The sequence below is a fragment of the Rasiella sp. SM2506 genome, from assembly GCF_050859505.1.
Classification (GTDB): Bacteria; Bacteroidota; Bacteroidia; order Flavobacteriales; family Flavobacteriaceae; genus Marinirhabdus.
The window spans coordinates 2,750,378-2,776,081 of sequence record NZ_CP193934.1 but is presented as its reverse complement, the minus strand read 5'-3'; the positions used below and the strand labels follow the sequence as shown (position 1 = coordinate 2,776,081).

Below are 25,704 nucleotides of genomic sequence, written 5' to 3'. Positions count from 1 at the left end.
TATTTTGTTAGTAGGCACCTGGTGCATTGGTCTTTGAGTTTACTAGTGCGCAAAGAGATATAACAAATAAAAAATCCAACATAATTAAAGCCCTTAATGGTTATTAATTATGTTGGATTTTTAGTTGCTGTGATTCCAGATAATTAAGTGTGTTAGGGCCTTCGTTAAATAATAAATCCAAAACAGAAAGATTGGGTAACCAGCCGTGATGCGCTTCTAAAACTTGTGTATAAGGCTTTAAAATTGTGAGTCGCTCTGTCTTAGCATCTGCTAAATACCTTTTGTTACGTATAGTTGGAGATGCTTCGTATGTTTCAGAATTTGAGGTTGAAATCTCTAGTCCAATCAAATCTGTTACAATTTCAAAAATTTCTAAGTTGAAATCCAATAGCTTTTCTACAGGCTTCTTAAAAAGAGGAGCCAGTTCGTCTTCGTAATATTCAAAAAAAGGGGAGGTACGATAGGCATTTTGAATACTACGCCAATGTTCCTTTTGCCATGGAAACGCATTTTCTACAACAACATCTTTCATTTTTTGTCGCGAACCATCTTTGCTATGTTTTATAGGAACATTCAATAATAATTTTCCATTGGTATGCGCTATGTAACAGCGATTCCGATAGGTCTGTTTCTGGTAATTATCCTGCACTTCAAAAACAAGAGCTTCTGCTTGAGCGATGTTTGCCATTTGTAAAATGCTAGGGAAGTAGGCGGGATGTATTAAAATCGTTTTCATTTTAAACAGAATACTGCTATGTACACTTACTTCTTAGCCGATTTATTTCTTTTTCTGAAAAAATTAAAACCAAACCATGCAATTACAGCAAATACAAAATACATTAGATAAGATGCTGGCTTCCCAGAGCCTCCAACGGTAGTAAATACTCTATCCCAGCGAACAGATCCTGTATTGCTATCCCAACTCATCCATACAAATACAGGTTTCCCAACTACGTGATTAAAGGGGACATACCCCCAGGTTCTGGCATCTTGGGAGTTGTTTCGATTATCTCCCATAAGCCAGTAATAATCCATTTTAAAGGTGTATTCGTTTATTGCTTGGCCATTTAAAAGAACTTGAGTTCCGTTTTGAGTTATTTTGTTTTCTATGCCCATTTCGGAGCCTTCGTAGGTTTCAATAATACGTTTGTAGAAAGAAATACTTTCTGAATTGATTGCTACTGTTTTCCCAGCTTCCGGAATGTAAATAGGGCCGAAGAAATTGTTATTAAAACCATATTGCGCATCGTTTGGAAAGACATTTTGTTCCCAGCCATTATCAATATCATTGGTAGCAATCACTTTTACCACATCTGGATAGTTTTTAAACTTTTCAATAGCTTCATCGGTAGCGTGAAATTGGTAGGCCGTACCCTCGCGGTTCAAAGGATAAATATCTGTAATATCGTAGCGTTCTTTGATAAAGGGGATATTTAGAGGTTTTTTAGTAGCAGCCTGATATCCAAACTGAATTTTCGCCCTATCATTCAGCTCCAAAGGTTGCCCATCAATAAATACACGCCCGTTTTTCACCGATAATGAATCTCCTGGCAACCCAACACATCGCTTTACATAATTCGATTTTTTATCAATCGGTTTTTGTACGCTTCCTCGCATACTAGCTGGGTTAATATCAATAAGCGTATCTACTGGCCAGTTAAAAACTACAATATCATTACGTTTTATTTTCTGAAATCCAGGAAATCTAAAATAAGGAATCTGAGGTTTTGAAGTATATGATTTTACTTTAGCCACAGGAATGGTATCGTGTACCATTGGGAATGAGATAGGCGTCATGGGAGCACGGGCTCCATAATGAAACTTACTCACAAATAAAAAGTCACCCACCAATAATGTTTTTTCCAAAGATGATGTAGGGATGGTAAAAGGCTGCATAAAATAGGTGTGTACAATGGTAGCAGCTACCACAGCAAAAGAGATGGAACTTACCCATTCACCAGCAGAGGTACGTGGTTTTAAACTTCTATTTTGAATATAGGCTACTTCCTGAGTATAATTTATGTAGTAAATGTAGAGTCCCAGTGTAATAAGAACTAAAAAGGTATCCATATTACTGTTGCGTCCAAAGCTGCGAATTGTTTCAATCCAGACTACGGGAAAGATAATTAGGTTTACTATAGGAATAAACAATAAAATTGTCCACCACCATGGCCTGTTAATAATTTTCATTAAAACCACGGCATTGTAAACAGGTACTGCGGCTTCCCAAGCTTTTCTTCCAGCTTTTGTATACAATTTCCACGTTCCTAAAAAGTGTACTACTTGTACAAGTAGTATAAATAATAACCAACCAGTCCAGCTCATTTTTAAATAATCTTTAATCGTTAATTTGCAGACCGTAGTCTGCTAACGTTTCTGTTTTTAAATTCGTTAATCGTTAAGTCCCTCACCGAACTTTATCTGCTCCGCATTGGCGGATTGAAAAGTTCGACTCTCCCAGAGGGAGAGTTTTAGGGAAATTTATTTAGCATTGTTAAATTCTCATTATTTAAATATAATATCCAAAAAAGGTTCCTGAGTAATTCCACTTTTTCTGCGGAATTGTATCGAAGGATCACTCACTCAATTCCCAAAACATCTTTCATTGTGTACACACCTTTCTTCGTTGCTAACCATTCGGCCGCTAAGATAGCACCTTTCGCAAAACCATCTCGGGTATGTGCTTCGTGTTTTAGTGAAATAGTGTCAATTTTTGATGTATAATCAACTATATGTGTTCCTTTTACGTCTCCTTCTCGTTTTGCTTTAATAGGGATACTTTCTTCGGAAGGGGCCTCAAGCGTCCAGGATTTTTTGTCACTATGTTTAATAATTCCTTCAGCAATGCTAATAGCAGTGCCACTTGGAGCGTCTTTTTTTTGGGTATGATGAATTTCTTCTATGCTCGCTGAATATTCCTTCCAGGGTGCCAACAGTTTAGCGGCATATTCATTAATACTGAAAAACAGGTTTACACCAACACTGAAGTTTGACGCATAGATGAAGCTTCCGTTACGTGTTTCACATAATTTTACCATTTCGGTATATTTGGAAAGCCAACCCGTTGTTCCTGAAACTACTGGGATGTTGTGTTCTAAACACGCTTTAATATTCCCAACAGCCGCTTCAGGAATTGAAAACTCTATAGCTGCTTCGGCTTTGGCTAGATCTCCATCTTCAAAATCACTTCCTTTTTTATAGACAATCTCATGACCTTTTGCCACAGCAAGGGTTTCTATAGTTTTGCCCATTTTCCCATATCCTAATAATGCTAGCTTCATTTTAAATTAAATTTTAAAGCGAATCCGTAGTTAGGGCGGGTATTAATGGGACTTATTTCAAAATTAGGCTCTATGGAAAGGTCTTCACTTACATCGTACTGCTTTAAATGTGCATCTACATTGGCATCTATAATATTTACCAGATAAAATGCTAAGGCTACAACAATACTCACATCCTTATTTTTTTGTGCAGATTGTTGCGCATCTATGAGCCTATCGGTGCTAATAGTTGGGGTGGTGCCATCGCCAAAAAACTCATCATCTGTAAATCCAGCCAATCTCCGTTTGTAGGCATCCCGGAATCTATCGTAATCTTGATCGTTTTTAACATGGAAGTAAATACCCGCGCCAATTCCTGCATATACAATGGGGATTTTCCAGTATTTTTTATTGTAAGCTTGTCCCAGTCCAGGAACCACTGCCGAATAAAAAGCAGCTTTACTAGGCGCTAAAGGATTATAAGGATCTTTAATTTTTAAAGTATCCTTCACTATCAACTGGGTCTCTTTTTCTACGGAAAGCGTATCTTGAGTTTGGGCTAGGGTAGTGGCCGCAACAAATAACAAAACAATATATAGAAGCTTATTTTTCACTTTTAAGGAGTACAAGGATACGTTCAAATTCATCCTTATTAGTAAACGGCACTACAATTTGACCTTTTCCAGACTTAGAAACCTTTACATCTACCTTGGTATCTAGTATGCTACTTAACTCTCTACGGGCTTTATTGGCATAAGTAGGTAGTGTCTTTTTTACAGCTGCACTTTTTTCTTCTGGAGCTTTATTGTCGCGAACCAATGCTTCAGTATCTCTAACTGATAGTTTTTTGGAGATGATTTTCTCGTAAATATCTAATTGCTCGTCTATATTTTCTACGTTTATAAGTGCACGACCGTGACCCATAGAAATAAACCCATCTCGCATTCCGGTTTGAATAATAGGATCTAGTTTCAATAAACGTAGATAGTTAGCAATAGTAGATCTGTTTTTACCTACCCGATCGCTTAACTCTTCTTGTGTAACTTGTATTTCTTCAATAAGACGTTGGTAGGAGAGGGCAATTTCGATAGGATCTAAATCTTGGCGCTGGATATTTTCAACCAATGCCATTTCCAGCGATTCCTGGTCATTTGCAATCCTAATGTAGGCTGGAACACTCGTTAAACCTATTAATTTTGAGGCTCTAAAGCGACGTTCTCCACTTACCAATTGGTAGTTGTTAAACCCTAATTTACGTACCGTGATTGGCTGTATAACACCCAGTTCTTTAATAGAAGATGCTAATTCTCTTAGTGATTCTTCATTAAAACTAGTACGAGGCTGGAAAGGGTTTACTTCAATAAAATCTAACTCTAGCTCAATGATATTCCCTACAACTTTATCGGCATTTTTATCTTGAACAGATTTAATATCGTTATCTGGATCTTTCAATAATGCAGATAGACCGCGACCTAAGGCTTGTTTTTTTGTTGCTTTCGCCATATTCATTTACCGTATTTCGACTCCGCTCAATATAAACTGAGGCGGGTATCTTTTCAAGTATCCTAGTGTATCAGGATACTTTTTTTATTGGTTTTTTTCAATTAATTCTTGCGCCAAACTTAAGTAATTATTGGCTCCTTTACTACCAGCATCATAACTTATAATGCTCTCACCATAACTAGGCGCTTCACTTAAACGCACATTTCGCTGAATGATTGTTTTAAATACCATAGCATCAAAGTGTTTTTTTACTTCGTCTACTACTTGATTTGAAAGACGCAAACGGGAGTCGTACATGGTAAGTAATAGCCCTTCAATATCCAACGCTGGGTTGTGTATTTTCTGAACGCTTTTAATAGTATTTAACAACTTTCCTAATCCTTCCAATGCAAAATATTCACATTGTATTGGAATGATAACCGCATCTGCAGCCGTTAAGGCATTTAGCGTGAGCAATCCTAATGAGGGTGCGCAATCTATTAAAATATAATCGTATGTTTCTTTCAGGCTCGTAATAGCCTGCTTCATCATATATTCACGATTTTCTTTGTCTACCAATTCTATTTCAATGGCAACTAAATCTATATGGGATGGAATAATGTCAAGATTAGGTGAGTCTGTCTTTACAATTGCTTGTAAAGCGCTGGCAGTATGCTCTAAAAGCTGATAGGTGCCTATCTCTACAGTTTCCACATCAATGCCAAGACCCGATGTGGCATTTGCCTGAGGGTCTGCATCTATCAACAATACCTTTTTCTCTAAGACCCCTAAAGACGCCGCAAGATTAACACTTGTCGTTGTCTTTCCAACGCCTCCTTTTTGATTGGCAATAGCAATTATTTTACCCATGAAGTATCCTCTGGTTTAAAGGATAAAAATACGATTAATTATGCGGGGAGAAAATGATATTTGTTAACAGGAAGTGAACAATTGTTTTAAGTGAAATAGCAACGTATAACTCAAGTAATCAGCTAATATTCCCTATTTAAATTTGTTATCTTACATATGAAGTATAAGTTATAAGCAAAATTAAGGTTATATTTTGTCTATAAATTCACGTAAAAACCCGCCAGTTAGCGGGTTTTATATTCAAAATTACTAAAATAATTACTTTTCTTCTGGCATTAAAATTCCTAAGAAATAGTTGTCATCAAGATACTTCACGGCAACTTTTTGAATTCCCTTTGCGGTAATGGTTTCCAGTTCCCCTTTGGCATCTACAAAAGTATGTATGGGCCTGTTTTCCGTAGCTGCAGTTACTAAGGTTTGCATCCAGAAGTTATTTTTTTCCAAATTTTCTTTGTTTTCCACCAAAACTGCTTCTTTTACTTTGTCTACATCCTTTTGAGTAGGACCGTCTGCTTTTATTTTTTCCACTTCAGCCAACGCGGCTGCAACCAATTTATCTACATTTTCCGGCCCACAAGGAAACGAAATTGAGAACGTAACGCCAGGGTAGGAGAGTTTCCTAAAGTTCCCATTTGCACCTGCTCCGTATACGCCGCCTTCTTCCTCACGTAATTTTTCAATTAGTTTTATAGTCAACACTTCGCCTAAAGCTTCTACCAACACTTTCTCTTCTTCATTATAAGGCACATCGTCTTCTCTCCAAGTAATATTCACCATACTTTTGGGATCGGCTCCTTTATAAATTACTTTTTTCTGATGAATGTCTTTCCTTCTGAAAGTGGTAGGATTAAACGTTTCATTGCTGTTTGTGGTAGGTAATGATGCGATGTATTTTTCTGAAAATTCCTTCAATTTTACTTCGTCTACATTTCCAACAAAATAAAAATTGAAATCTCCTGCATCTTCAAATCGTTCCAAAAACTTAGTATATGCCAAATCATAATCTGCGGCATCTAAATCTTCAACACTTGGAAATCCTATATAACGAGGGTTTCCTTGGTTCTGAAATTTATCAATCTGGTCGCTAAAGTAAAAATTAGGATTACTCATAATGTTAGCCAGAAAACTCTTTTGTTTAGAAATAAAAGATTGGTAGGCTTCTGCATCTTTATTTACATCTGTAAAATACAAATACACCATTTGAAAAAGGGTCTCTAAATCTTTAGGAGCTGCTTGTCCTCTTAAATTTTCAGTAGTGAGACCAATACTGGGAGAAACACTGGCAATTTTACCGCTCATCATTTTACTGAGATCGGTTTTTGAGAGGCCACCAATTCCAGCTTCGTTAATTCCTCCGTTGGCATAGTTCGTAGCCAGCAATTCTTTATCTGAATACAAACTATTACCACCAAAACTAAAGGCTTCAAACAAAACCTCGTCGTTTTTAAAGTCGGTTTTTTTATAGATTACTTTGGCTCCATTGCTTAGTGTAAGCGTTGTAAAACCAATATCTGTATTGGTTTGAGTGTTTGTAATGCTTCCTTTTGGTTGTAATTTTTCAACCAAATCCTTACGTACTACATTGTCTTTGTAAGGTTCTATTTTTGAATTTTGTACATCTTTCAGCAACTTTAATACTTCAGCTTCGGTTACCTTTTTAAGGGCATCCTTTTCTGGTCCTGTTAAAATAATCACCCTATTATCATCGTGAATAAACGTATTAATGAGTTTACTTACATCCTCTAATTTAATTGTAGGCAGAAATGTCTTGGTAGTTTCATATTGCCAGGCAACACCTGGAGCGGGTGCATCGTCCAAATAATTTTGAACGTATTGCCCAATTATTCTATTACTTTCCTGCTTGTCACGGTCATTATACGATTTTTCTAAACGCGCCATAATAGCAGCTTTTGCACGATCAAATTCGCCGGGCTGAAAACCGTATTGTTTTACGCGTTCATTTTCTTCAAGTAAGGCTTTTAAACCCTCTAATTGTCCTGTTTCGCTTGTAGAAGCAACACTCTGGTACGCATTTTTTCCTCTTGCAAAAGTTCCGCCATAGTAGGAAAACCCAAAAACAAACGGCGGATTGGGGCTATTGGTTAATTCTGTTAACCTATTATTAATCATAGTAGCAAACAAGTCCTTAGCCAGATCATCTTTAAAATCGGCCACGGTTTCAATCGTTGGCGCTTTAAACTTGTCTTTGTATACAATTTGAATTTGCGTAAAAGGAGCCTCCGTATCGCTTGCAATAGCTACAAGGGTTTCCTCGTGATTTGGCATAGAAAATTCTTCTCTTTTCTTCGGAGATTTTGGTTTTGCGATCCCCCCAAAATGTTTTTTAATTTTTGCTTCAAGCTCAGAAGGATCCAAATCTCCAACAGCAATAACAGCCATTAGGTCTGGACGATACCAGTTTTTATAATAGTCGCGAACATCTTTGTATTCAAAATTATCTAGATTTTCTTTGGTACCAATGGGCAACCGTTTGGCATATTGAGAGCCATACATTAATTTTGGTAAGTATTCCTGCATCATTCTTTTGTTTGGACCAAGACCTAAGCGGTATTCTTCTAATACAACCCCGCGCTCATCATCTATAGCTTCGTCTGTAAGCGTTGCATTGTGCGCCCAATCTTCCAGAATCTGAAATCCTTTTTCTAGTTTTTCTGAATCGTCACTTGGAATAGGAAGGATATAAACAGTTTCGTCAAAACTGGTATAAGCATTTAAATCTGCTCCAAACTTAACTCCAATACTTTGCAGGTAATCTACTAATTCGTTTTTCTGAAAGTTCTTAGTACCATTAAAATTCATGTGCTCCATAAAGTGAGCAAGTCCTAATTGGTCTTCGGTTTCTAGGATGGAGCCAGCATTTACTACCAGACGGAGTTCTAATTTATCTGCAGGTTTTCCGTTATTCTGAATGTAATAGGTAAGACCATTTTCTAGCGTACCCTTTTTCACATTAGGATTCAACGGAATTTTTGAGCTTTCTAATTTTTTTGTGTCGTTTTGTAAATCGGTTTGTGCATTGCCTGTTAAAAAGCTAAACGCCAGAGCCGCTACAGCTAAAATTTTTAGTTTCATAAATTTGATATTTAATGTGACGGGGAGTCGCTTAAAGTTACAATTTATTTTTCTTTGACCGAAACTTGCTAGAAAGGTGTTGGCAAAAACTCCAAAACAGTAATTTTTTATAGCTTATTTTTCTGAAGGAATTATTTTGGTGCTTTTACTACCCACTACAACTGTGAGGATATGCAACTATTTATTTTTCATTGACCGAATTATTTTAAAGGGTTTGCCAGCAAAAGCCCCAAAACAACCTTATTAATTTGAAAGAGAAGTTTTGGGGCTTTTACCACCCACTACAACTGTGAGGCTATGCAATTACTTATTTTTCTTAGACCGAATCAATAGTAGGAGTTGCCGCACAAAACCCTAAAATGGTTGCTGCGCAATGTATCCATTTTAGAGTTTTGTACACCCACCAACAAGTGGGATATGCAACTATTTATTTTTCTTAGACCGAATTATTTTAAAGGGTTTGCCAGCAAAAGCCCTAAAACAACCTTATTAATTTGAAAGAGAAGTTTTGGGGCTTTTACCACCCACTACAACTGTGAGGCTATGCAATTACTTATTTTTCTTAGCCCTAATCATTAATAGGAGTTGCCGCACAAAACCCTAAAATGGTTGCTGCGCAATGTATCCATTTTAGAGTTTTGTACACCCACCAACAAGTGGGATATGCAACTATTTATTTTTCTTTGACCGAATCATTTGCTCCAGCATATCCCACATTTCTTGGGGTACTTCTTCTAGGAGGTTCATTTGTCCGGCGCCTTTTAGCCATTCGCCACCGTCAATAACAATCACTTCGCCATTGAGGTAGGCAGAAAAATCTGAAACCAAATACGCGGCAAGGTTTGCCAATTCCTGATGGTCACCCACCCGTTTTAGCGGTACTTTTTTGGCAAGGTCGAATTTCTCTTTTAAATCTCCTGGTAACAATCTATCCCAGGCACCTTTAGTAGGGAAGGGGCCAGGGGCAATGGCGTTAAAGCGTATTCCGTATTTTGCCCATTCTACAGCAAGAGAACGCGTCATCGCTAATACACCGGCTTTTGCAGTAGCACTTGGCACTACATATGCCGAACCTGTAAAGGCATAGGTAGTCACAATATTTAAGACTGTTTTGTTGGTTTCTTTTTCAGCAATCCAATGCTTCCCAAAGGCGAGTGTACAGTTTTTAGTACCTTTTAAAACAATATCTATAATGGTATCAAACGCATTTGCTGAAAGACGTTCGGTAGGGGAAATAAAATTTCCTGCGGCGTTGTTCAGCAATACATCTACTTTGCCAAATGCTGCAACCGAAGCTTGTACCATAGCTTCTACTTCGTCATAATTTCTCACATCACATTGGACAGGGAGTACAGTACCGCCGGTCTGGGCTTCTAGCTCCGCCTTTACGGTTTCTAGTTTCTCCATATTTCTGGAGGTAATCACCACATTGGCGCCTAGTTCCAAAAAGTAAGTTACCATAGATTTTCCTAAGCCGCTACCGCCACCGGTTACTACTATTGTTTTTCCTTTAAGTGCGTCGTCACGCAGCATTTTTGCTTTTAAATCCATAGTTTTTTGTTTTTCTGAAATGTAAATTTACAGATATTCTTCTAAAGTGTTATGCTTGCATAGTAAATTAGGAAACGAGATCTTTATGCAGACTGTTTAATCGATATATTTTTAATACTGTTCCTTATCGTTTGGAAAATCTCCAGACTTCACATCTTTACTATACTGTTCAAAAGCCCCGGTCATTTCGGCATCAAGATCCAAATATCTACGTAAAAACCTTGGATTGAACTCTTTGGTCATTCCAATCATATCGTGTGTTACCAGTACTTGACCATCTACGCCATTTCCGGCACCAATGCCAATAATAGGTATTGAAACGCTCTCGGCAACTACCTTTGCAAGCTTGGCCGGCACTTTTTCTAACACAATGGCAAAACAACCTGCTTTTTCCAATAAAATAGCATCTTGTTTCAGCTTGTCTGCCTCTTCCTCTTCTTTTGCTCTAACGGTATATGTTCCAAATTTGTAGATAGATTGTGGCGTTAGTCCCAAATGTCCCATTACTGGAATTCCTGCATTTAAAATTCGTTTTACAGATTCTTTTATTTCCTTTCCACCTTCAACCTTTACCGCATGAGCTCCACTTTCTTTCATAATCCTGATGGCCGAGCGAAGTGCTTCTTTAGGATCACTTTGGTAACTTCCAAAGGGAATATCCACAACTACCAAACTACGGGTAATCGCACGAACTACAGAGGAGGCATGGTAAATCATCTGGTCCAATGTAATAGGCAATGTTGTTTCGTGACCCGCCATCACATTGGAGGCCGAATCGCCCACTAGAATAACTTCTATCCCAGCACCGTCCACAATCTTAGCCATGGTGAAATCGTATGCCGTAAGCATAGAGATTTTTTCACCTCTCTTCTTCATATCTACCAAGGTTTTCGTGGTAATTCTTTTGTATTCTTTCTTAGCAACACTCATAGTATGATCTTTTGAAATGTAAAAGTACTAATTTTGATACTGAAACAACTTAATAATAGTAATATGAAAACCCTTCTTTTCTATTTCACACTGTGCTTGACGATATCCGTAACAGCACAGGCCTCATTTACCGAAACCGAAGCAAAACAACTTGTAACTACTTTCTTTGATGGATTTCATAAAAGAGATACCGTTATAATGCGAAGTGTACTCGCCAAAAAGGTTCGATTACAAAGCAGTTCTACCGACAAAGATGGAAATCTGCAATTAACTGATAGTTCTATAGAGGACCTTTTAAAGGCTATTGCAAATCGCCCAGCAGATCAAAAATGGGAGGAACGTTTGTTAGACTATAAAATTAGCATTAATGGTACTCTAGCTCACGTTTGGACGCCGTATGAATTTTGGTTCAACGGAAACTTCAGCCATTGTGGTGCAAATGCATTTACAATAGTCAAATTAGAAAATGGTTGGAAAATCATTCACTTGATAGATTCCCGAAGAAAAGAAGATTGCAATTTATAGTTAGCAATCACTCATATTCACCTGTACGGCTAGACCGCCTTCGCTAGTTTCTTTATATTTTGAAGTCATATCTTTTGCGGTTTCCCACATAGTTGCAATCACTTTGTCCAGTGGAATTTTAGCTTGAGAAGGGTCGCCATCCAGCGCCATTTCACAAGCGTTAATTGCTTTTATGGCACCCATAGCATTTCGTTCTATACAAGGTATTTGCACCAAGCCAGCAATAGGATCGCAGGTAAGACCAAGGTGGTGTTCCATAGCAATTTCGGCAGCCATTTGTACTTGTGCGGGCGTGCCGCCCATTAATTCAGTAAGAGCGCCTGCAGCCATGGCAGAGGAAACGCCAATTTCGGCCTGGCAACCACCCATTGCGGCAGAAATAGTCGCATTCTTTTTAAAGAGACTGCCCAACTCTCCCGAAACCAACAAAAACTTTTTAATATCATCAAAATTAGCATCGTGATTTTCAATCACCAGATAATACATTAACACCGCTGGAATAACACCAGCGCTGCCATTGGTTGGAGCGGTAACAACACGTCCTAAAGAGGCATTTACTTCATTTACTGCCAATGCAAAGCAAGTAACCCATTTTAAAATCTGACGGAATTTTACTTCCGTATTTCTAATAGATTGAATCCACTCTTCGGGATTAGAGTAGGGGGTATCCCCTTTTAATTTTTCGTGTGTATCGAAAGCGCGTCGGCGTACGTTTAGTCCACCAGGTAAAATTCCTTCGGTGTGACACCCCACATACATACTGTCTAACATAACATCCCAAATTGCCTTCAGTTTTTCATCAATTCTATCGGGATCACGAAGGGATAGTTCATTTTGGTATACCATTTCGCTAATGGTCATATTTCCTTCTGTGCAATATTTTAATATTTGTGCGGCGTTTTCGGTAGGATATGGGAAACTGCTGAATTTTTCTTTTTGCCGCTTGGCACGTGCTCTTTCTTTTTGAATTACAAATCCGCCACCAATAGAGTAGTAGGTAGCGCTTCGCTTTGCGCCATTTCGAAGAGTGGCTTCAAAAGTGATTCCGTTGGGATGTAATTCTAAAAATTTACGGTTAAATTTAATGTCGTCGGTAAAAGAAAAGGGGATTTTCTTTTCTGAATTTAACAGTAAGGCTCCAGATTCTTTTAATGAATCAATCACACCTTGAATAGCCTCAATTGGGTAGGTAACAGGATCTGTACCCATTAATCCCATCACCACAGCAATATCCGTAGCGTGTCCTTTTCCCGTTAAGGAAAGTGAACCATATAATTGTACACGAACACTCGCAACACTCGTAAATTGCTCCAGGCGTTGCAGGCGTTTTATCCAAAGATTTGCGGCGCGCCATGGGCCAAGAGTGTGTGAACTGGAAGGTCCAACACCTATTTTTAACATGTCGAAGACACTAATGCTTTCCATTGATTTTATAGTATAAGGTACCTAAATTAAGAGGTTAAAAATAAGGATTTATTGTGATTGAGCTACTAGTGGAACGATTTATAATAAATTTTTTACATTACATATTCTAAGAGCTTTAATAAGCTTATGAACAATAAAATTTAAGATTCAGTACACTCTTTTTTAATTTATTACATACTTCTATATAATCAATAACTTTAATTAATATATACTGAGACTACTTTATTATCTCTGCAGTTATATAGACATTCTCCAAAGGCCATTCTCCTTCATCCGATTTTAATTCTGAAATTTTCTCCACCACATCCATACCTTTTGTTACCTCTCCGAAGACCGTATAGTTACCGTTTAAGTGTGCAGTGGATGTTTGTGGCCCTAAAAAGACAAAAAACTCAAACGGAGCCGATTTCTTATCTGGGTTTTCACGATATTCTTTCGCACCAGCAATACTACCATAGGTAACATTACGTCCATTAATTTCAGCGGGGAGGAGGTAGACAGCTCCAATATCGGCACGTTTTTTATTGGTACTGGGTAAATCGCTGTTGCCCCCTTGGATAATAAAGTTGGGCACTACACGATGAAAAAAGGTATCGCTAAAATAGCCGCGCTTCACCAGATAGATAAAATTGGCACGGTGTAGTGGCGTTTCTTCATATAATTCTAAATAAATAGCACCTAAACGCGTGCTAATTTTTACTTTGGTTTCGGGATTTTTAGCCCCATATTTCGTAAAAAATGCTACAACATTTTTATCGGTGATTTTTGGGTATTCTATTCTTTTTTCTTCTGAAATAGTATCGGCAGTAGTTTCATCTTCTTTCTTTTCTCCCGTTTCAGAAGTAGGAGTTGTTTTCTCTTTTTCAGTGGAAGTGTTTTTGGTATCTTCACAACCGTAAACAAAAACAATAAAAAATAGCGCAAGCAGTACTCTCATAAATGGATTTTTCAGAATTTATAACTAAGATTGTAAAAATAGAAAAAATGGAATTGCCCGGAGAGGAGTTTCATTTAAAAATGGCTCCTATTGAACGTTTACTGGAACTTAGAAATCAGGCAAAAGAAGCTAAAACAGGAAAGAGGGCAGCGGTTTTAGTATTATTTTATCCTTCTAAAAACAATGAAACCCATTTTGTTTTAATTCTTCGCAAAACCTACAAAGGTGTACACTCCGCTCAAGTTGGTTTTCCTGGTGGGAAATGGGAAGAAGGCGATGCAGATTTCCAAGCTACAGCTCTAAGAGAAACCGAAGAAGAAGTAGGGATTTCTGAAGATAGTATTAAAGTCTATAAAAAACTTACCGAGATCTACATTCCACCTAGTAATTTTTTTGTGCAACCTTATGTAGGAACAACGCACGAAAAGCTACATTTTGTTCTACAGGAAGAAGAGGTGGAAGCAATTATTGAGGTACCACTTGCCGAATTTATGGATGATGTGGTTAAAATTAATAAAACACTCTCAACATCCTACGCTAAAGAGATCGAGGTTCCTGCTTTTTTATTGCAAAATCAGGTTGTTTGGGGCGCTACCGCTATGATGCTCAACGAAGTGCGCGAAATGCTAAAACAACTGCTATAAATTCAATATTTTGTATCTTTACATTTCGGTTTAAGTAGATTCCCTGCTTACTAATTACTAAAAACTGAATATTTATTTATGGGGCTTTTAAAAAAGAATCCATTTGGACATATACTTTTCCTTAAACGTTGGCTCATCCGTATTTTGGGAGCGCTTACACACAGACGTTTTAAAGGATTTAATACTCTGGAAATTGACGGAAGCGAAATTTTAAAAAATCTTCCTGAAACCAACGTACTTTTTGTATCCAATCATCAAACCTATTTTGCAGATGTTGTAGCTATGTTTCACGTATTTAATGCAAGTTTGAGTGGTCGTGAAGACAGTATTAAAAATATTGGGTACCTGTGGAACCCAAAGTTAAATATTTATTTTGTAGCTGCTAAGGAAACCATGCAATCTGGTTTATTACCTAAAATTTTAGCGTATGCAGGCTCTGTAAGTATTGAGCGTACGTGGCGTGCCGAAGGACAAGAAGTAAATCGCCAGGTAAAAATGAGCGATGTAAGCAATATTAAAATGGCGCTGGACGACGGCTGGGTAATTACCTTCCCACAAGGAACTACAAGACCCTGGAAACCTATTAGACGCGGTACTGCGCACATTATAAAAAAGAATAAACCTCTTGTAGTACCTATTGTTATAGATGGTTTTAGACGTTCTTTTGATCGAAAAGGTATCCGTATTAAAAAACGAGGCATTCTTCAATCTATAGAAATTAAAGAGCCTTTAAAAATAGATTACGAAAACGAAACGGTTCAGCAAATTGTAGAAAAACTAGAATATGCCATAGAACAACATCCTTCGTTTTTAAAAGTAATTCCGCAGGATGAGCTTACCAAGGAAGAGGAAATGAATAAAGAACGCGAGTGGCGTTATTAGTTTGTGGTTTGTGGTTTGTGGAAAATAAAACTATTTAGTACAAAGGGCACGATGAGCTGGTATTTTAATTCTAAAAAGAGTCTCTGTTTTTTACCTTCAAAAAGCATCACTCATAGCAAAGCGTTCTTGCCACATACTACACTACCAATATAAAATTTTGAAAAAAATGCCTGCGCATCAGGTTGCTATAATTTTTGAATACAAGTATCTTTACAATGCATTCAAAAACTACGCATGAAAATATTCTCAGCCAAACAACTTCACGAAGCAGATAAAGTAACCACCGAAAAGCACGGCATTACGAAACTAGATTTAATGGAACGTGCTGGTACGCAAATATTTAATTGGTTGCACAGCAGGATGCAGGGAGCACAAGTACCAGTTCATATTTTTTGTGGAATAGGAGACAACGGTGGCGATGGGCTCGTTCTTGGCAGAATGTTGCACGAACACGGCTATAATGTACACGTGTATGTTGCTAATTTCACCGATAAGCGCTCAAAATGTTTTCTCGCTAATTATGATCGTATAAAAGAAGTCACCAAAAAATGGCCAAAATTAATGACCTCGGAAGAGGATTTCCCCGATATCAATCCTGAAGATATCATTATTGATGCCATTTTCGGAATTGGATTAAACCGTGCTCCAGAAGGATGGGTAAAGCAATTAATACAATACCTTAATGGTAAAAAATCTTTTAAACTTTCCATAGATATTCCTAGCGGAATGTATGCAGACCAAGCCTTGGCAGATCCTGAAGCTGTTATTAAAGCAAGCCATACGCTTACTTTTCAGGCACCAAAATTGAGTTTCTTTTTACCTGAAACAGGAAAATTTGTTCCGTATTTTGAAGTATTAGAAATTGGTCTGGATCCAGAATATCTTCACGAAACTGAAGCATTAGCCCAAATCATCGCAAAACCCGAAGCGCAACAATTTTACAAACAACGTGAAAAATATGCGCACAAGGGAGATTATGGACACACATTAATTGTAGCAGGAAGTTACGGAAAGATAGGCGCCGCAATACTTTCTACCAAAGCGGCTTACAAAACAGGTTCCGGACTTGTTTCAGCCTTTATCCCAGAATGTGGGTATCCTATTTTACAGTCCAGCGTACCCGAAGCCATGACGATAACCGATAAAGAGCATCAAATAATTACTCATATTGAAGTAGATTTTGAGCCAACATCAATAGCGGTAGGGATGGGAATGGGTACCAAAGCTGAAACTGTTTCAGCTCTAGAAGAATTATTCAGTACCACAAAAAGCCCTTTGGTGATAGATGCCGATGCATTAAATTGTATTTCAGCACATGAATCTTTACTTAAAAAAATTCCAGAACTTTCCGTATTAACACCTCACCCGGGAGAACTAAAACGTTTGATAGGTACTTGGAAAAACGATTTTCAAAAACTAGAAAAAACTAAGAATTTTGCAAAAAAGCACAATGTAATTATTGTGGTTAAAGGTGCCAATACCATTGTGGTCGTGGAAAATAGACTCTACATAAACACCACTGGAAATCCGGGAATGGCAACAGGAGGGAGTGGAGATGTCCTATCTGGAATGATTGCTGGTTTGCTTTCTCAAGGATACGATCCTCTAATTGCATCGGTATTTGGGACATATTTACACGGAAGTGCTGGAAATATAGCTACACAAGCTATTGGTTTTGAAGCCTTAACCGCTAGCGACCTTATTGAAAACATTGGCCCAGCTTTTTTAGAATTATTTGCTCCAGAACCTACGGAACAAGAGCATAAAAATGCATAAACAAAAAAGCGCTCTAGAAGTTAGACCATGTCTGTTCGAGTGCAGTCGAGAACTATTAAAAACCTATTTCAGTTAACAGTAGGATTCGACTGCGCTCAACCAGACAAAGTAAAATCTTTAACTTTTAGAGCGCTTTCATTTTTCTTTGTTAGCTTACAATAACGCTGCTAACATCGTTTTTAACTCAGGATCGGACGGTCTTGGTGCGTTAGGATCTACTACATTTCCAGAAGGATCTATTAAAATAAATCTAGGAATTCCACTTATTAAATAGTCCTGAATAAACTGGGATTGCCATCCTTTTGGTGCCATAATTTGTATGCCACTTAGCTGTTTATCGGCAACCATAGCTTTCCAGTCTGTATGAGCCTGTTCCCAAGATCCTTTGTGTGATCTGTCATCATCAATACTCATACTTACAAAAGCGATATCTTTATCCTGCATTTCGGCTTCTAATTCTTTTAAGAAAGGAATTTCAGCTTTACACGGCGCACACCACGTAGCCCAAACATCAACATAAACGTATTTTCCTTTTAAATCGGCCAGAGAAGTAGTTCCGCCTTTAAAATTTTCGTAGCCTTCAAAAGAGGGAGAGGGAGACCCTTTTGGGAATGCCTCACGTAAGGCAATTATTCCACCATAATATTCAGTCAACCCTTTAATATTACCTTCAAGTCCTGCGCGACTTTCTGCAACCACTATGGAGTCTAATCCTTTCTGACTCTCTATAAAAGTAGTAATTTCAGTTTTTGCTTCTGCCATGGCTTTGTCTAAGTCTTCTTTTCCCATTTTACTGAAATCTTTATCAAAAACACGCTCCTCTTTTAATGCTTTTTGAGCTAAGAAGTTATTCACTTCGGAACCTTCGCCAGCATATTTTATAGACTCATCAAATTCTTTGGTATCCATGGTAAGTTTTAGATCGTACCCATTTCTCAGAAAAATGCTGGAGCTTTCAGAACCATCATAAATATAATACATTCCGGGAGTTACCTGTAGCGTATCACTAAAGGTTCCGTCCGTTTTTACGGCAATTACTTTTTTGAAACCACGCTTCTCTACAAGCAACGAATCGCTACTTGGATTGGTAATAGTTCCAGAAAAGCTAACGTAGTCTTTTTTAGGTTGATCTTCTTGGCAGGCCACCATAGCAATGGCGGCAGCGAAGATGAGTGTTTTTTTCATAGCTATCTGTTTTAGATTAAAATACGTATTGTACTTTGCAATTGTGAAATTATTAAAATTATTCCTACTTAGAATTGTATTTTTGTAAAAACACCTAAACCAATGCAAGAAACCCATTATATAAGTGCTGAAAATCTTGACCTTCCCGTACTCAGTACCATACTTGAACAAAATATGCTCTTGGCGCTTTCAGAAGAAGCCATTCTTAACATAAAGAAATCCCATGAATACCTTCATCAAAAAATTAAAAATGATAAAAGTCCTATTTATGGAATAAATACAGGCTTTGGATCGCTTTGTAATGTGAAGATTGCCGAGGAAAACCTGAGTAAACTACAAGAAAACCTCGTAAAATCGCACGCGTGTGGTACGGGTGAATATGTTCCAAAACCCATTATAAAATTAATGCTGTTGCTCAAAATTCAATCCTTGAGTTATGGCTATAGTGGGGTACAGTTACAAACGGTAGAACGGCTCTTAGATTTTTACAATCAGGATATTTTACCGGTTATTTACAACCAGGGAAGTTTAGGCGCTTCCGGCGATTTGGCTCCCTTGGCGCATTTGGCACTGCCTTTACTTGGCATAGGAGATGTGTGGATAGGAAAAAAGATTGTTCCTACTGCTGAAATAGTAGCCAAGTACAACTGGGAACCTATCGTATTGCAAGCAAAAGAAGGTTTGGCGTTGCTTAATGGAACGCAGTTTATGAGTGCATATGGTACCTATGTTTTATTGAAATCACACAAATTGTCCTACCTGGCCGATCTTATTGGTGCTACTTCTGTAGACGCATTTGATTGTAATATGAGCCCGTTTAATGCTTTGGTACACTTGGTACGCCCACATCGCGGACAAGTAAAAACTGCAGAGCGTATTCGTGAATTTTTAGATGAAAGCGAAATAGGAATTAGTGAAAAAGAAAGTGTGCAGGATCCGTATTCGTTTCGATGTATTCCGCAGGTACACGGCGCTACAAAAGACACCATTTTATTTGCGCATAAAACTTTTAAAACTGAAATTAATAGTGTTACCGATAACCCTAACATTTTTATAGAAGCCGATACCATTATTTCTGGCGGAAATTTCCATGGGCAACCGCTTGCGTTAGCTTTAGATTATTTGGGAATTGCTATGGCAGAGTTGGCTAATATTTCAGAAAGAAGAACCTATCAATTGGTTTCAGGATTACGGGGATTACCAGCCTTTTTAGTAAATAATCCTGGCTTAAATAGTGGTTTTATGATTCCACAGTACACAGCTGCTAGCATTGTGAGCCAAAATAAACAATTAGCAACGCCAGCATCGGTAGATAGTATTGTGTCTAGTAACGGGCAGGAAGACCATGTGAGTATGGGTGCCAACGGAGCTACCAAATGCCTGCGCATTGTAGATAATCTTGAAACAGTTCTAGCTATCGAATTGATGAATGCCTCCCAGGCACTTTCCTTTAGGAGTCCAAAAAAATCTTCTCCTTTGGTAGAAAGTTTTGTAGGTTCTTTTAGAAATGTAGTCCCTTTTATGGAAGATGATAGAGTACTTGCAGACGATATTCACGCTGCGGTTGCTTTTATACAGAGCTTTAGTATCGATAACGAAGTGCTTTTTGGATACTAAAAATTAAATTTCTGTTATTTGTATAGTAGCTAGTGTAGTCTCTATGTATAGCCGACTTATTTACTATTCTTTTTGGGTTCTAACAATATCCAAAGCCCACGATATCGCATCCTCCATGTCTGAAAAAAGCTGGAAGGGTTTATCCAGAAATATTTTTTCTATCGCTACTATTTTTTTGTCAATGGGTTTGTTTGAAACCACGGCAAAAGCCACCAGGCTTTCAATTTTAGAAGTTTTATAATAAATACTTGGATCTACAGCATACGAGTTTTTACGGTGAGTAATGTAGGCAAAGGGCCTTCCTTCGAAATGAGAATTTGCTAGGGTTACTAACTCATCATTATATTTTGGAATTACCGTTATGCCTTGCTTCATAGTGGTAACAAGATAATTGTCAAAGAGTTCTATTTCGCCAAATTCAAATGAAATTACTTTTTTGAGAGTCATAGGTAGGTTAGTTATAGTTAAAGATACTAATTTTTATAGTACAACCAACCACAATTTACCGTGTGAGGGAGCCATAGAGCGCGCTATCTATAGGAATTGCACAGTGATTTTTTTACCATATTTCAAAAGCAACCCCTCCTAACGTACTGATTTTCAGTTTAAAATTATTTAATTTTATAGTAGAGGCTTGAAAAGCTCCCTCTTCAAAAAATTATTCTTTTATTGGATTTTTTCAGGAAATGCTACGTATAGTGTGCTGAGGAGTGATGGGGTTGGTGAGCTCTTGTTATTTGGCGACCATAATTTTGAGGGCCTGCAGTACTGAAACTACTTTTTTATATATGGTAACTCTATTTTTGTTCATTATGTACCAAAATTACGTGATGCACCCACGAAATGGCTTCACTAAGGGTAGGGAAGACCTCAAAAGGTTTGTCGTAAAAGTATTTTTCTAGCAATGCATTTTTACGGCTAATTTCGTTATTGGCAACAATCGCCATGGCCAATAAATTATGGATTTTGGACGTTGCAATATAGGTTAGCGGGTCTACGGCATAGGAAAAATGCCTGTTCCCAATATACACCAGAGGTTTGTTGGCAAAGTGTTTGTCTACTATTTCTCGCAGCATTTTGTTGTGCTCTGTACGCACGGTGACCCCCTGATGAATTTGATTCACCAAAAATTCATCAAACACAAAAACCTCGGCATACTCCAGATTGTAATGATAGAACATACTCATAATACGCTATTTAGTTAGTTAACTTAAAGATACGTAAACTTATGGCTGGTTTGGCAAAGCGGTAGTTTCCTTTTTATAAATTTTCCACAAAATAATAGACTATATTCCCAATGCCACCAGCTAAATACAATACCAGAATCCAAATGAGTTTCTGGTTGCTGTTAAACTTGGGATTGCTGTTGGCGTAAATACTACAATACGTTCTTATAAAAGATAAAAAAGAAGACTTTTAAGGTTTAAACATATCACAATAAGTGCCTGAGGACTCATCCTATTATTCTGTAGAATTGAACTAATACGTTTTATAGAATATGTGTTGCCACTGTTACTTTATGTTGCGTTGCGTTTTAATATTTTATTATAATCCACAATATCCTGTATAAAAAAACCGAAGCAAATTTGCTTCGGTTTTAAAAAATAAAACTTTTGTTTCTTAAAAAAAGAAATAGCCTACAGAAAGTTGGAAAACTCCATTTTGATTTTTATTCGTAACACCCTCTAAGTCATTAATATCAGATAAGCCAAGATTATATCTTAAGCCAAAATTAAGTCCGTTGTCTAGTTTGTAGCCTATTCCAAAATTTACACCTAAATCTACAGTATTAAGTGAATCTTTGATATCGGTATCTTCATTTTTTGCTGAAAGTAAAAATCCCATTTGAGGTCCAGCTTCAAGACTTAAGCCTTTAATAACATAATATTTACCCATTAACGGCATATTTAAATAATTTAATTTGATTGTAGTATCCTCTATACTATAACCTTGACCAGAATACATTAATTCAGGTTGAAAAGAAAATTTTTCTGAAATAGGAATTTCACTCATAATTCCAAAGTTGAATGATGTCACAGATTCAAAATCCCCTGAATTGTCTCCTCGAATAGAAGCTAAATTTAAACCTCCTTTAGCACCAAACTGAATTTCTTGTGAAAAAAGATTTGCCAAACCGAAAACTGTCATTACAATTACTAATACTAATTTTTTCATTTTTTTTGTTTTATGTTAATTTGTCTATTCCAAAGACGATATTAACATCCCTATGTTACCATTTTTTAGTGTGGGCGAGCTATTGTGCAGGGTTAATTGCGCGTTTGAGCACCTAATGTGGCACATACAAATCAAATAGAAAATCCACAAAAATTTTCGTAAGTAGATTCATATCAATAAATTAATTTTATAGGGTGTTGTGCTTTCACTATTTTTATTCAGCTATTGTTCTAATTCATTGTCAATTTGAGAAATAATATCCTTAAGGCTTTCCAGGTTTATTACAAATGTTCTCCAATAATAAAAATTCTTTGATTGAAAATAAATATTAAGATCAGCAATTAAATACTCATCCGTTAAATCATTAATGTTTTTATATGGCTTATAAGCTATTATATGAGCATACTTATAATTTAAATCAGAGGATTCCTGCCTCAAGATTTCAAATAGATTTTCATTGGTAGGTGCATTAAAAGTATAAAATCTTTGAATATTTGAATATAAGGTGTCATTTATTATAAGGTCAGAATTGCCATCAGCAATCATTGCATCGTAGGCACTTGTGCTTGACCGAAAGGGCATATCATATCCAAATAACTCCGAATAAGATATTTTGCTAATAGTATCAAAGCCTTCAAAAGAAGTTATTTCTTTTCGAGGATTAAATGAAGGTAATATCTTTTTAAAGTACATAATCTCTCTTCCCCAATAAGGTTTTAATTCTTCGATTAACTCTAAATCTTTAAACATATCCGAACGAATTTCTTTCAAAATAGTGGTAGCTTTTATTTTGCCCTTTTGAACTTCATTCCAATTATTAATTTGCAATGCAATCAAAATTCCAATTACCACAAGAATAATTTCTCCAATTGCGTAAATCAGATATTTACTGAATTTATTTTCAGTCAGTAAGTTTTGTCTAATTTTTCTAAAGAATTTTATCATTGGTTAGCGGTTTCTGAAACTAAAGAGCAACGTTTATGTATAAGAATAGTTGCGGGTTTGTATGCGAGGAATTTCCGAAGAAAAATCAGACGTAACAAAAGTGCAACGACCTTTGGTTTAGCTAAAAATAGCAATTATTTTATACGGTGTTGTAAGCTGGCTTTATTGTTCTCCGAACTTCAAATATCCGTTTTCTATTCCGTAATCTATATCCATTATATATCTTTCAACTTCACTTAAATCATTAAATTGATATGTAACTTCCTCGTGTTTTTTTGTTTGAAAATATGTAAGTTTTCTTTCCAAAAGTTTAATAAAATTGTGACCCGAATAATCTTTAGGATTGAAAATTAGTAAATAGATATGTTCCATATCATCTGAAGGATATTTTTCAATAGAAATTCCATAACGAAGTTTGGTCGTCACATCGTAATAAGGGATAAAAGTTTCTTCTATTCCTTTTTTGGTTTTGAATTTGACTTTTCCTCTTGCAAACGGGAATTTTTTTGCTCTTTTTTGATTATATGAATCTCTTGCTAAAAAAAGTGAATGAACAATTTTAGTTCCCTTATAAAGTAGAAGCTTAACTTTTTCTTTTTTAGGCTTTTCAAATAAATGTTCTCCAATATACAAATCAAACTTTTCTGCCATTGGGTGAGAATTATTTTCAATCAGATTTTCTATTGAGTAAATTTCATCAGCTATTTTCAGATAGTCGATTGGTGCAACTCCCATTGGAAATCTACTTTGGTTTTGAAATCTTAAACCACCATTTTCATCAGGAACTATATACTTTTTAGTAGACCAAAAATTATGTCTTTCTCTAATGTGTTCGTTTCCTGTGTCTTCATTTCCTTTGATTAAAATCAGATTATGTTTGTCTGAAATAGCAATAACCTCTTTAAATGAATGTTTGTCCGTCGACATTAAACGAACACCATAGTATTTAAAAACAGGATTTTCTCTATTATTAGATAGAATTTCTTTAATATCCTCTTTTGAAAGTAATTGTTCCAATTTCGATGTTTGTTCGGTTTTTTTAGCTTGCTTACAACGTGTTTGTATATGAAAAGTAGCGGTTTTTACTCACTAATTTCTCGGTTTATAACTGGCCTTTATTTTATGTTTATAATTTCGTTTTAGCACTTGCTCCGCTATTTTTTATATACATCCTAAGTTTGATTTCCATTAACTTGATTCAGAATTAATAGAAAGAACAAAAGAGCAGAGTAAGATTAAGATATACGTAGGAACTTAAGATTCCGTCAACATTGAAAATCCCTGCTCTTTTACTACACAAATACGTTCAGTTCTTTAGGCCTATAGAGCCTGTTTTTAGGTTGTTGTACTTAATGTAGTTTTTGTACTTTCATAAATTATCAGTTATGAATAAAAATACAATTTTTGTTGGGATTGACATCTCAAAAGATGTTTTTGATGTCTACAGTCCTGAAGAAGGTCATCGACAATTTACAAATAATGTTTATGGTTTTAAGAGTTTTGTGAAGACATTGACTCCATCTCATTGGTGTATTATGGAAGCAACAGCTTGTTATCATTATCAGTTGTCATTATACATATTTGAAAAAGGTCACCGCGTATCTGTGATGAATCCATTGATAATAAAGCGATACATACAGATGAAATTGAATCAGATCAAAACAGACAAAAGTGATGCAAAGATGATTTGTCAATATGGTCAAGAACAGTCTTTATTATTGTGGCACCCAGATCCTGAATATGTAGAGGAGTGTAAGATGCTTCAGACCGTTACTCAGCTTTATTTTAAACAGACAACTGCCATTAAAAATAAACTCCACTCTTTGGGTAGTAAGGGACACACCAAAGGCCTGATGATTCGTTCTTTGAAACGTCAATTAAAACAATTACAAAAGGAAATCAATCTTTTGGAAACACAAATGGAATTATTGATCAAAACCCATGAACCAGAACTCTTCACAATCATTACAAGTATTCCTGGAATTGGAAAGAAGACAGCGATGTTATTAATCATTACAACAAACAGCTTTAAAGACTTTGAGAGTTGTAAACAGATATCCTCCTTTTTAGGTCTGGCCCCTAATGAAAGGAGTTCTGGCAGTAGCGTAAGGGGAAGGTCCAGAATTAGTAAGACCGGAAATCCAATTGTTAGAAATCATTTGTTCCTCTGCAGTTTTACGGCAAGTATTCATAACCCTCAATGCAAGGCCTTATATGAACGTATTGTAGCTAAAGGTAAAAGCAAGAAGCTAGCATTAATAGCAGTGTGTAACAAACTAATTAAACAAGCCTATGGCATCTCAAAATCAAGAATACCGTATGATAAAAATTATGTTTCAAAATTAAACTAGAATTAGTTGTTTTTTAGCTCAGTTCTTTGTTGGCAACTGCCCTTTTTCTTGTCTTC

Annotated in this window: 23 protein-coding genes; 6 read left to right on the top strand and 17 right to left on the bottom strand. The window is 36.6% G+C overall.

Annotation, left to right across the window (positions count from 1 at the left end; genetic code table 11):
• Nucleotides 1-103: 103 nt before the first annotated feature.
• From ACQ2HF_RS12495 to panB, 9 genes are all read right to left on the bottom strand, one after another.
• Nucleotides 104-736 (bottom strand): WbqC family protein, encoded by a 633-nt coding sequence (locus ACQ2HF_RS12495; protein ID WP_432410751.1) that lies wholly within the window; start codon nt 734-736, stop codon nt 104-106.
• 26 nt (nt 737-762) lie between these two features.
• Nucleotides 763-2,325, bottom strand: a complete 1,563-nt coding sequence (gene lepB / locus ACQ2HF_RS12490) for a signal peptidase I (RefSeq protein ID WP_432410750.1) — start codon at nt 2,323-2,325, stop codon at nt 763-765.
• 254 nt (nt 2,326-2,579) lie between these two features.
• Nucleotides 2,580-3,281: a 4-hydroxy-tetrahydrodipicolinate reductase gene (gene dapB, locus ACQ2HF_RS12485; RefSeq protein WP_432410749.1), complete on the bottom strand. Its 702-nt coding sequence runs from the start codon at nt 3,279-3,281 to the stop codon at nt 2,580-2,582.
• Nucleotides 3,278-3,874 carry a DUF5683 domain-containing protein gene (locus ACQ2HF_RS12480; protein ID WP_432410748.1) on the bottom strand — a complete coding sequence of 199 codons (597 nt, stop codon included), beginning with the start codon at nt 3,872-3,874 and terminating at the stop codon, nt 3,278-3,280. Before ACQ2HF_RS12480 ends, dapB begins: the two co-directional genes overlap by 4 nt.
• The gene (locus ACQ2HF_RS12475; RefSeq protein WP_432410747.1) at nt 3,864-4,763 is read right to left on the bottom strand and encodes a ParB/RepB/Spo0J family partition protein; all 900 of its coding nucleotides are present in this window, start codon (nt 4,761-4,763) and stop codon (nt 3,864-3,866) included. The genes ACQ2HF_RS12480 and ACQ2HF_RS12475 overlap by 11 nt, the downstream gene beginning before the upstream one ends.
• Nucleotides 4,764-4,847: 84 nt before the next feature.
• Nucleotides 4,848-5,612, bottom strand: coding sequence for a ParA family protein (locus tag ACQ2HF_RS12470; protein ID WP_432410746.1), 765 nt, complete (start codon nt 5,610-5,612; stop codon nt 4,848-4,850).
• Between the two features lie 258 nt (nt 5,613-5,870).
• Complete coding sequence (locus ACQ2HF_RS12465; protein WP_432410745.1) at nt 5,871-8,705, bottom strand: M16 family metallopeptidase; 2,835 nt, start codon at nt 8,703-8,705, stop codon at nt 5,871-5,873.
• Nucleotides 8,706-9,374: 669 nt separating this feature from the next.
• On the bottom strand, nt 9,375-10,256 hold the full coding sequence (locus tag ACQ2HF_RS12460) for an SDR family oxidoreductase (protein WP_432410744.1): 882 nt from the start codon (nt 10,254-10,256) through the stop codon (nt 9,375-9,377).
• 111 nt (nt 10,257-10,367) lie between these two features.
• Complete coding sequence (panB, locus tag ACQ2HF_RS12455) at nt 10,368-11,186, bottom strand: 3-methyl-2-oxobutanoate hydroxymethyltransferase (RefSeq protein ID WP_432410743.1); 819 nt, start codon at nt 11,184-11,186, stop codon at nt 10,368-10,370.
• A gap of 63 nt (nt 11,187-11,249) precedes the next feature.
• Here panB and ACQ2HF_RS12450 point away from each other — a divergent pair, with 63 nt between their 5' ends.
• Nucleotides 11,250-11,711 (top strand): nuclear transport factor 2 family protein, encoded by a 462-nt coding sequence (locus tag ACQ2HF_RS12450; protein WP_432410742.1) that lies wholly within the window; start codon nt 11,250-11,252, stop codon nt 11,709-11,711.
• On the opposite strand, the gene ACQ2HF_RS12445 is transcribed toward ACQ2HF_RS12450, so the two are convergent.
• Together ACQ2HF_RS12445 and ACQ2HF_RS12440 are read right to left on the bottom strand one after the other, a co-directional pair.
• Nucleotides 11,712-13,136, bottom strand: a complete 1,425-nt coding sequence (locus ACQ2HF_RS12445) for an L-serine ammonia-lyase (RefSeq protein ID WP_432410741.1) — start codon at nt 13,134-13,136, stop codon at nt 11,712-11,714. It lies immediately after the preceding gene.
• Between the two features lie 217 nt (nt 13,137-13,353).
• Complete coding sequence (locus tag ACQ2HF_RS12440; RefSeq protein WP_432410740.1) at nt 13,354-14,073, bottom strand: peptidylprolyl isomerase; 720 nt, start codon at nt 14,071-14,073, stop codon at nt 13,354-13,356.
• A 47-nt stretch (nt 14,074-14,120) separates the two neighbouring features.
• Here ACQ2HF_RS12440 and ACQ2HF_RS12435 point away from each other — a divergent pair, with 47 nt between their 5' ends.
• The 3 genes from ACQ2HF_RS12435 (at nt 14,121) to ACQ2HF_RS12425 (ending at nt 17,375) form a co-directional block, all read left to right on the top strand.
• Complete coding sequence (locus ACQ2HF_RS12435; protein ID WP_432410739.1) at nt 14,121-14,717, top strand: NUDIX hydrolase; 597 nt, start codon at nt 14,121-14,123, stop codon at nt 14,715-14,717.
• Between the two features lie 78 nt (nt 14,718-14,795).
• A complete protein-coding gene (locus ACQ2HF_RS12430; RefSeq protein WP_432410738.1) occupies nt 14,796-15,599 on the top strand; it encodes a lysophospholipid acyltransferase family protein in 804 nt (267 codons plus the stop codon).
• A 234-nt stretch (nt 15,600-15,833) separates the two neighbouring features.
• Complete coding sequence (locus ACQ2HF_RS12425; RefSeq protein ID WP_432410737.1) at nt 15,834-17,375, top strand: NAD(P)H-hydrate dehydratase; 1,542 nt, start codon at nt 15,834-15,836, stop codon at nt 17,373-17,375.
• A 153-nt stretch (nt 17,376-17,528) separates the two neighbouring features.
• On the opposite strand, the gene ACQ2HF_RS12420 is transcribed toward ACQ2HF_RS12425, so the two are convergent.
• Nucleotides 17,529-18,560: a TlpA family protein disulfide reductase gene (locus ACQ2HF_RS12420; RefSeq protein WP_432410736.1), complete on the bottom strand. Its 1,032-nt coding sequence runs from the start codon at nt 18,558-18,560 to the stop codon at nt 17,529-17,531.
• 102 nt (nt 18,561-18,662) lie between these two features.
• Here ACQ2HF_RS12420 and hutH point away from each other — a divergent pair, with 102 nt between their 5' ends.
• Nucleotides 18,663-20,177 (top strand): histidine ammonia-lyase, encoded by a 1,515-nt coding sequence (gene hutH, locus ACQ2HF_RS12415; RefSeq protein ID WP_432410735.1) that lies wholly within the window; start codon nt 18,663-18,665, stop codon nt 20,175-20,177.
• 63 nt (nt 20,178-20,240) lie between these two features.
• Here the strand turns inward: hutH and ACQ2HF_RS12410 are convergent, their stop codons facing one another.
• The 5 genes from ACQ2HF_RS12410 to ACQ2HF_RS12390 all read right to left on the bottom strand — a co-directional run bounded on the left by ACQ2HF_RS12410 (nt 20,241) and on the right by ACQ2HF_RS12390 (nt 24,314).
• Nucleotides 20,241-20,624 (bottom strand): hypothetical protein, encoded by a 384-nt coding sequence (locus tag ACQ2HF_RS12410; RefSeq protein ID WP_432410734.1) that lies wholly within the window; start codon nt 20,622-20,624, stop codon nt 20,241-20,243.
• 350 nt (nt 20,625-20,974) lie between these two features.
• Entirely contained in the window at nt 20,975-21,364 is a 390-nt protein-coding gene (locus ACQ2HF_RS12405) for a hypothetical protein (RefSeq protein WP_432410733.1), read from the bottom strand.
• 433 nt (nt 21,365-21,797) lie between these two features.
• On the bottom strand, nt 21,798-22,352 hold the full coding sequence (locus tag ACQ2HF_RS12400) for a porin family protein (protein WP_432410732.1): 555 nt from the start codon (nt 22,350-22,352) through the stop codon (nt 21,798-21,800).
• Nucleotides 22,353-22,574: 222 nt separating this feature from the next.
• Nucleotides 22,575-23,297 (bottom strand): DUF6090 family protein, encoded by a 723-nt coding sequence (locus ACQ2HF_RS12395; RefSeq protein ID WP_432410731.1) that lies wholly within the window; start codon nt 23,295-23,297, stop codon nt 22,575-22,577.
• 162 nt (nt 23,298-23,459) lie between these two features.
• The gene (locus ACQ2HF_RS12390) at nt 23,460-24,314 is read right to left on the bottom strand and encodes a hypothetical protein (RefSeq protein WP_432410730.1); all 855 of its coding nucleotides are present in this window, start codon (nt 24,312-24,314) and stop codon (nt 23,460-23,462) included.
• Nucleotides 24,315-24,682: 368 nt separating this feature from the next.
• Here ACQ2HF_RS12390 and ACQ2HF_RS12385 point away from each other — a divergent pair, with 368 nt between their 5' ends.
• On the top strand, nt 24,683-25,648 hold the full coding sequence (locus ACQ2HF_RS12385; RefSeq protein ID WP_432410729.1) for an IS110 family transposase: 966 nt from the start codon (nt 24,683-24,685) through the stop codon (nt 25,646-25,648).
• Nucleotides 25,649-25,704: the final 56 nt, after the last annotated feature.